We start from the raw sequence: 6,611 nt of genomic DNA on the forward strand, positions 1-6,611 counted from the left end.
GACTCCGCCGGCGCGGCCGGGTCAGCGGCTCAGGACGCTGCGCGCCAGGATGCGCAGCGGGGCCGGCCCGCCGTAGCCGATGTCCTGGCGCAGGGCCGCGGGGCCGGCGCGTTCGACCAGGGTGAGCTGGTGGGCCATCAGCTCCAGCATGGTGCGGCCGACCCGGCGCAGGCCCGGGTCGGCGTGGCCGACCACGTCCTGCGCCGCGTCGAGCGAGGTCCGGGCGCGGGCGCACGCGCCGGACAGGAGGGCCCGCACGGCGGCGGTGTCGCGCCCCTGTTCGAGGTCGGCGCGGGTCACCCCGTGCTCGGTCAGCCGGTCCAGCGGCAGGCACAGGCGGCCCGCGGCGAGGTCGCCCGCCAGATCGGCGAGGAAATCGACCCGTTGCGCGGCGTCCACGAAGCGGCGCCAGGCCGCGGCCTGTTCCGGATCCGGTCCGCCCTGGTACTGAAGTCCGGTGAAGACCGTGACCCCCGGCCAGGCGTACGCGTCCAGGTACGCCTGGAAATCGGCCTCCGTGGTGAAGCCGGTGAAGCCCGCCTCGGCGGTCTCCGCCCCGGCGAGGAAGTCGGCTATCCAGTGTCCGGGCAGCCCGCGCACCGATACGGCGTGTGCGTACGCCCGCAGGACCGGGTCCGTGCCGCCCCCGTCGGCGAGGCGCGAGCCCAGTGCGGCGAGGCCGGCGGATCGTTCCTCCGCGCTGCCGTTCTCGGCGGTGTCGTCGACCAGGTTCATGAAGGCCAGGCCCGCCGTCAGATACGGGACCAGGGGCGGGGCGGCCAGCAGCCGCAGCGCCAGGTACGGCGCCTTCTCACGGCTGAGCACCCGTCGGGCGGCGGCCGTGTAGTCGGCCCGCAGCGCCGGGTCGGTGACCTCGGCCGCGGTGAGGGTACGGCGCCAGCTGGGCACGGGATTGCTCCGTTCGGGTGATCGGTGTGGATGATCACCGTACCCGGCGGGTACCGCGGGCGGGCCGGGACGTCAGCCGTCCGGCAGGACGCCGCTGCGGCGCAGCCGCCGGAGGGTGATGTGCTCGTGCACCAGACGGCCCACCAGGGCGCCGCCGTACACCACGAAGCCGACGCCGACCAGCCAGGACTGTACGACCAGGAGGGTGCCGAAGGGGCCGTACGTGACGGCGTTCGACGCGATCAGGGGGGAGAACACCAGCTGCGAGAAGATGCGCAGGCCCAGCAGGCCGACACTGGTCGCCACCGCGCCGGGCAACAGGGCCCGCCACTTCACCCGGCCGCCGAGCAGGACGCGTTGCGAGCCCCAGAAGAACAGGCAGGTGCCGATGAGGTCGCCCAGGGTGCCCGAGACCGTCCCGACGGTGGTGTGGGGCGGGGCCGGGATCAGCACCAGCAGGCCGAGGTAACCGACCAGCAGGGCCAGCCAGATCACGTGCCGCCACATGGTGTGCCAGCGGGCCGTGGGCACGTCCCAGATCTTCTCGTAGCAGGTCTGCACGGCCGAGCCGAAGGTCAGGCCGAAGACGGTGACGGCGGCCAGGCCGAACGCGGTGGTGCGTTCCAGCGCCAGGTCGGCCGAACCGAACAGTGCTTCCAGCTGCGCCCGGGAGGCGGGGGTGACGCCGAGCGCCTGCGCGAACCAGCGGCCGAAGTTCTCGCCGCTGCCGGGCGCGGCCGCCGCCACCACGATCAGCAGCGGCACCAGGGTGAGGAAGCCGAGCGCGGCGAACCCCATCGCCCGGTGCATCAGCTCGATCTCCCGGCCCCGGCTCCAGGCCAGACCGATCTGGGAGGCCAGGAGCCGGTCGTGCAGGTGCCGGAACGTCGAGGTCACACCAGATGCCCTACCCGCCGCCCGGCCGTGGCCCGCGGGCCCGGACCGCAAGAGCGCCCGAAGGGGTGCATCCCCCGGCACGATCCGACGGGCACGGCCTAAGCCCGCGCGGTGACGAGCGCCTCCAGGCCGTCGAGGATGCGTTCGAGGCCGAACTCCAGGGCCTGGTTCCTCGCCTCCGGTTCGGCCGCCGCCGTGGCCAGGGCGGCGGCGAGCTCGGGGTAGCGGTCGCCGTGGTCGCTCATCAGGCGGCCCAGTACGGAGGCGAGTTGTCCCTCCGGGTCGTCCCCTGAGCCCGCCATGGCACGGGTCTGCTGGGCGATGCCCCGGACGTGGCTGGTGAGCAGGACCACCGCGTCCAGCCGCTCGGCGCCGGTGAGGCCGGTCGCCCGGAGCGCGTCCAGCGCCTCCTCCATCCAGTCGAGTTCCCTGGGGCCCGTAACCCGGGCTCCGAGTGTGGCGTCCAGCAGCCACGGATGCCGGTCGAAGACCGCCGCCAGGGACCGGGCCCAGAGCCCGAGCCGGTCGCGCCAGCCCGCGTCGGCCGTGCCCCGCCCGGCCGCACCGGGCGCGTCGCCGATCGCCGACTCGACCATCAGCGCGACCAGTTCGGCCCGGCCCGGGACGTAGCGGTAGAGCGACATCTTGGTCTTGTCGAGCAGCTCCGCCACGCGCTGCATGGACAGTGCGGCGAGCCCCTCCGCGTCGGCGATCTCGATACCGGCTCCGGCGATCATGTCCAGGCTCAGGGCAGGCTTGGGCCCCCGCCGCGGCCCGGCGGGCGGGCCCCACAGCAGCCGCACCGTTTCGTCCATCCCCGCTTCCTCCCTTGCGCACACCGAGAACTGTGTCTACCGTACACATATGGAAACTGTGTCCAAGGGACGCAGTTAAGAGTCCGATCCCGAGCCCGATCCCAAGCCAGAACCTCAGGAGTCGTTATGTCCCGCACCGGGCGCACCGTCCTCATCTCCGGCGCCGGCATCGCCGGACCCGCCCTCGCCTACTGGCTCGGCCGCCACGGCTTCGAGGTCACCGTCGTGGAGGTCGCCCCCGGCCCGCGCGAGGGCGGTCAGGCCGTGGACTTCCGCGGCGAGACCCACCTCACCGTGCTGGAGCGGATGGGCGTGACCGACCGGCTGCGAGCCGTGGAGACCGGCGGCAGCCCGATGCGCTTCGTCGACGAGCGGGGCAGGGAACAGCTCCACCTGCCCGCCGAGTTCGCGGGCGGCGACATCGAGGTCCTGCGCGGGGACCTGGCCCGGGTGCTGTACGAACACGGCCTCCCGTACGCCGACTACCGCTTCGGCGACTCGATCACCTCGCTCACGGACACCGGGGAGGGCGTGCACGTCACCTTCCGCCACGCCGCACCGGCCGTGTACGACCTGGTGATCGGCGCCGACGGCCTGCACTCGCAGGTGCGCCGCCTCGCCTTCGGCCCGGAGGAGCGGTACGTGCGCCACCTCGGCTACTACGCGGCCACCTGGAGCCTGCCGAACCACCTCGGCATCGGCTTCGGCGAGGGCTCCGTCGGCCTCAACGTCCCCGGCCGGCTCGCCAGTGTCGGCACCGACAACCTGCACCCCGACCGGGCGCGCGCCTTCTTCGTGTTCGCCGCCCCGGAACGGACGTACGACCGGCACGACCTCCGGCAGCGGAAGACCCTGATCGCCGAGGCGTTCGCCGGCCTGGGCTGGGAGGTCCCCCGGCTCCTCGCATCCCTCCGGGACGCGGGTGAGCTGTACTTCGACTCCATCAGCCGGGCCGACGTGGATTCCTGGTCCAGCGGCCGGATCGCCCTCCTCGGGGACGCCGCCTGCGGCGCCACCATCGGCGGCATGGGCACGGGCACCGGCGTCGTCGCCGCGTACGTCCTCGCCGGGGAGCTCGCCTCCCACCCCGACCACCGCGTCGCCTTCGCCCGGTACGAGCGACTGCTCCGCCCCTATGCGGAGGGCTGCCAGAAGGGCGGCGACCGCACCGGCTCCTTCCTCGCCCCCGCCACCCGCTGGGGCCTGCGCACCCGCAACGCCCTGCTCGGGCGGCGCCGGATCCTCCACTGGATGATGGAGCAGGGCAGGAAGGCCACCAACACCGTCGACCTGCCCGACTACCGGCCGGCGGCCGCTACGCGTTCCGCAGGTCCACGATCCGCTTGATCTTGCCGATCGAGCGCTCCAGGGTCCCCGGATCGACGATCTCCACGGCCACCGAGACCCCGATGCCCTCCTTGACGGCACGTACCACGGACGCCGCCGCGGCCTCCCGCTCGGCCGCGCCCGTCCCGGGCCGGGCCTCCGCGCGGACCGTCAGGGCGTCCATCCGCCCCTGCCGGGTCAGCCGGAGCTGGAAGTGCGGGGCCACCCCGGCCGTACGGAGCAGGATCTCCTCGATGTTCGACGGGTACAGGTTGACCCCGCGCAGGATGATCATGTCGTCGGCGCGCCCGGTGATCCGCTCCATCCGGCGGAAGGCCGGCCGGGCCGTGCCGGGCAGCAGCCGCGTCAGGTCGCGGGTGCGGTAGCGGACCACGGGCATCGCCTCCTTGGTGAGCGAGGTGAACACCAGCTCGCCGGGCTCGCCCTCCGGCAGCACCTCGCCGGTGACCGGGTCCACCACCTCGGGCAGGAAGTGGTCCTCGAAGACGTGCAGCCCGTCCTTGGTCTCGGCGTACTCCTGCGCCACGCCCGGGCCCATGACCTCGGACAGCCCGTATATGTCCACCGCGTCGATGCCGAGCCTGTCCTCGATCTCCCGGCGCATCTCCTCCGTCCACGGCTCGGCCCCGAAGATGCCCGTCCGCAGGGAGGTCGCGCGCGGGTCGATGCCCTGCCGCTCCATCTCGTCCAGCAGGGTCAGCATGTACGAGGGCGTGACCATGATGATCTCGGGCCGGAAGTCCTGGATCAGCCGGACCTGGCGGTCCGTCATCCCGCCGGACGCGGGCACGACCGTGCAGCCGAGCCGCTCGGCACCGTAGTGCGCCCCCAGCCCGCCGGTGAACAGGCCGTATCCGTAGGCGATGTGCACCACGTCCCCGGGGCGGCCGCCGGCCCCGCGGATCGCCCGCGCCACCACACCGGCCCAGACGTCCAGGTCGCGCTCGGTGTACCCGACCACCGTGGGCCGGCCGGTGGTGCCGCTGGAGGCGTGGATCCGCCGCACGTCCGTGCGCGGTACGGCGAACATCCCGAAGGGATAGTTGTCCCGGAGGTCCGCCTTGGTGGTGAAGGGGAAGCGGGACAGGTCGGCGAGCGACTCGCAGTCCTCCGGGCGCACCCCCGCCTTGTCGAAGGACTGGCGGTAGAACGGCACCCGGTCGTAGACCCGGTGCAGCGTTGCCCGCAGCCGTTCCAGTTGCAGTGCCGCCAGCTCCTCGCGGCCCAGCCGCTCGCCCTCGTCCATGCCCCTCGCCCCCTCGCCTCTCTCCCGACCCGCCCCCGACTTTCCCGACCGATCATTCGGTAGCGTGCCGGACCGCGCGCACTAATTCAATGACTCGAACGAGTGATCGCTGCTTTGATGGCCCCCATGCCGATCTTCACCAGCCATGACGGAACCCGGCTCGCCTACCGCGCCGAGGGGCGCGGCGAGCCCCTGGTCTGCCTGCCCGGCGGCCCGATGCGGGCCGCCGAATACCTGGGCGACCTGGGTGGACTCGCCGCGACCCGGCGCCTGATCCTGCTGGACCTCCGAGGTACCGGCGACTCGGACGCCCCGGTCGACGAGCGTACGTACCGGGTGGACCGCCAGGTCGCGGACGTGGAGGCACTCCGCGTCCACCTCGGCCTGGAGCGCATGGACGTGCTGTCCCACTCGGCGGGCGGCCTGCTGGCCCAGCTCTATGCCGCAGCGCACCCGGAGCGGCTGCGGCGGCTCCTGATGGTCACGCCGAACGCCACGGCCCTCGGCCTCCCCGCCACCCCCGGACACCGGCTCGCGGCGGCCCGGCTGCGCCTGGACACGGTGCCCGGCTTCGACGCGGCCGTGGCGGCGTACGAGCGCATCCTCGCGGGCGAGGACGAGGACGACGCGCTGTGGGACCGGGCGATGCCGGTGTTCTACGGCCGCTGGGACGACACCGCTCGGGCGGACGTGGAGGCGGGCCCGCGCCAGCAGAACGAGAAGGCGGCCTCCGCCTACTCCGGGCCCGGGGCCTTCGACCCGCCCGCGACCCGGGAGGCGCTCCGGGCGGTGACCGCGGAGGTGCTGGTCCTGGCGGGGGAGTACGACGGCAATCCGCCGCCGTCGCTCGCCGCGGAGATCGCCGCGGTCTTCCCGCGGGGCGCCGTGGCCGTCCAGCCCGGTGCGGCCCACTTTCCCTTCCTGGACGACCCGGCCTGGTTCGCCGCCCGCGCGGAGCGGTTCCTGGCCACCGGGGAGTAGGCACGTCCGAAGTGCCGCAGGGCGCACGAGCGGCGCGGCGGGCGCCGGGCGCGGGTCCGGCGTACCGTCGGAAGGGAGACCACCGCCGAAGGGAGGAGCGGCGATGTCCGTCATCGACCCCGCGGTCTCGGTCCACCTCGGCGCCTCCGATGCGCGCAGGCTCGTCGGCCTGCTGGCCGAGGTCTCCCGGCTTCTGGAGGACCCCGGTCCCGACCGGCTCACCGATGCGCAGGTACGGGCGCTCGCCGGCCCGGACGCGGGCCGGCAGGAACTTGCCGAGCGCGCCCGTAACCTGGCGGCCGAACTCCGCGGCAAGCTCTAGGTCTGTCCGGCGGATCAGGGTCGGAGTGGCCGCGGTGTCTGGTGCATGGGGTCTCCCCAGGCCCGCCAGGGCCGAGGGGACGCATCGCAAGGCG

General features: G+C 73.7%; 7 protein-coding genes. 3 read left to right on the forward strand and 4 right to left on the reverse strand.

Going from position 1 to position 6,611, the window contains the following annotated elements; genetic code table 11:
* Window positions 1–21 precede the first annotated feature (21 nt).
* The 3 genes from AC067U_RS29425 to AC067U_RS29435 form a co-directional block, all read right to left on the reverse strand.
* Window positions 22–909 (reverse strand): phytoene/squalene synthase family protein, encoded by an 888-nt coding sequence (locus AC067U_RS29425; RefSeq protein WP_478832824.1) that lies wholly within the window; start codon window positions 907–909, stop codon window positions 22–24.
* 72 nt (window positions 910–981) lie between these two features.
* Complete coding sequence (locus AC067U_RS29430; RefSeq protein WP_478832825.1) at window positions 982–1,806, reverse strand: YhjD/YihY/BrkB family envelope integrity protein; 825 nt, start codon at window positions 1,804–1,806, stop codon at window positions 982–984.
* A 98-nt stretch (window positions 1,807–1,904) separates the two neighbouring features.
* A complete protein-coding gene (locus AC067U_RS29435; RefSeq protein ID WP_478832826.1) occupies window positions 1,905–2,621 on the reverse strand; it encodes a TetR/AcrR family transcriptional regulator in 717 nt (238 codons plus the stop codon).
* A 126-nt stretch (window positions 2,622–2,747) separates the two neighbouring features.
* Here AC067U_RS29435 and AC067U_RS29440 point away from each other — a divergent pair, with 126 nt between their 5' ends.
* A complete protein-coding gene (locus AC067U_RS29440; RefSeq protein ID WP_478832827.1) occupies window positions 2,748–3,968 on the forward strand; it encodes an FAD-dependent monooxygenase in 1,221 nt (406 codons plus the stop codon).
* Here AC067U_RS29440 and paaK read toward each other — a convergent pair.
* Window positions 3,937–5,214, reverse strand: coding sequence for a phenylacetate--CoA ligase PaaK (gene paaK / locus AC067U_RS29445; RefSeq protein WP_478832828.1), 1,278 nt, complete (start codon window positions 5,212–5,214; stop codon window positions 3,937–3,939). The genes AC067U_RS29440 and paaK overlap by 32 nt on opposite strands.
* A 126-nt stretch (window positions 5,215–5,340) precedes the next feature.
* Between paaK and AC067U_RS29450 the strand changes: the two genes are divergently transcribed.
* Entirely contained in the window at window positions 5,341–6,195 is an 855-nt protein-coding gene (locus AC067U_RS29450) for an alpha/beta fold hydrolase (protein WP_478832829.1), read from the forward strand.
* 103 nt (window positions 6,196–6,298) lie between these two features.
* Window positions 6,299–6,517: a hypothetical protein gene (locus AC067U_RS29455; RefSeq protein ID WP_478832830.1), complete on the forward strand. Its 219-nt coding sequence runs from the start codon at window positions 6,299–6,301 to the stop codon at window positions 6,515–6,517.
* The last annotated feature ends 94 nt before the right edge of the window (window positions 6,518–6,611 follow it).

It is taken from the genome of Streptomyces sp. NPDC043853 (assembly GCF_056436025.1).

Excerpts from the sequence above, each read along its gene's own strand:
- AC067U_RS29435 (WP_478832826.1), bottom strand. The coding sequence starts at position 2,621 with ATGGACGAAACGGTGCGGCTGCTGTGGGGCCCGCCCGCCGGGCCGCGG.
- AC067U_RS29440 (WP_478832827.1), top strand. The coding sequence starts at position 2,748 with ATGTCCCGCACCGGGCGCACCGTCCTCATCTCCGGCGCCGGCATCGCC.
- paaK (WP_478832828.1), bottom strand. The coding sequence starts at position 5,214 with ATGGACGAGGGCGAGCGGCTGGGCCGCGAGGAGCTGGCGGCACTGCAA.
- AC067U_RS29450 (WP_478832829.1), top strand. The coding sequence starts at position 5,341 with ATGCCGATCTTCACCAGCCATGACGGAACCCGGCTCGCCTACCGCGCC.
- AC067U_RS29455 (WP_478832830.1), top strand. The coding sequence starts at position 6,299 with ATGTCCGTCATCGACCCCGCGGTCTCGGTCCACCTCGGCGCCTCCGAT.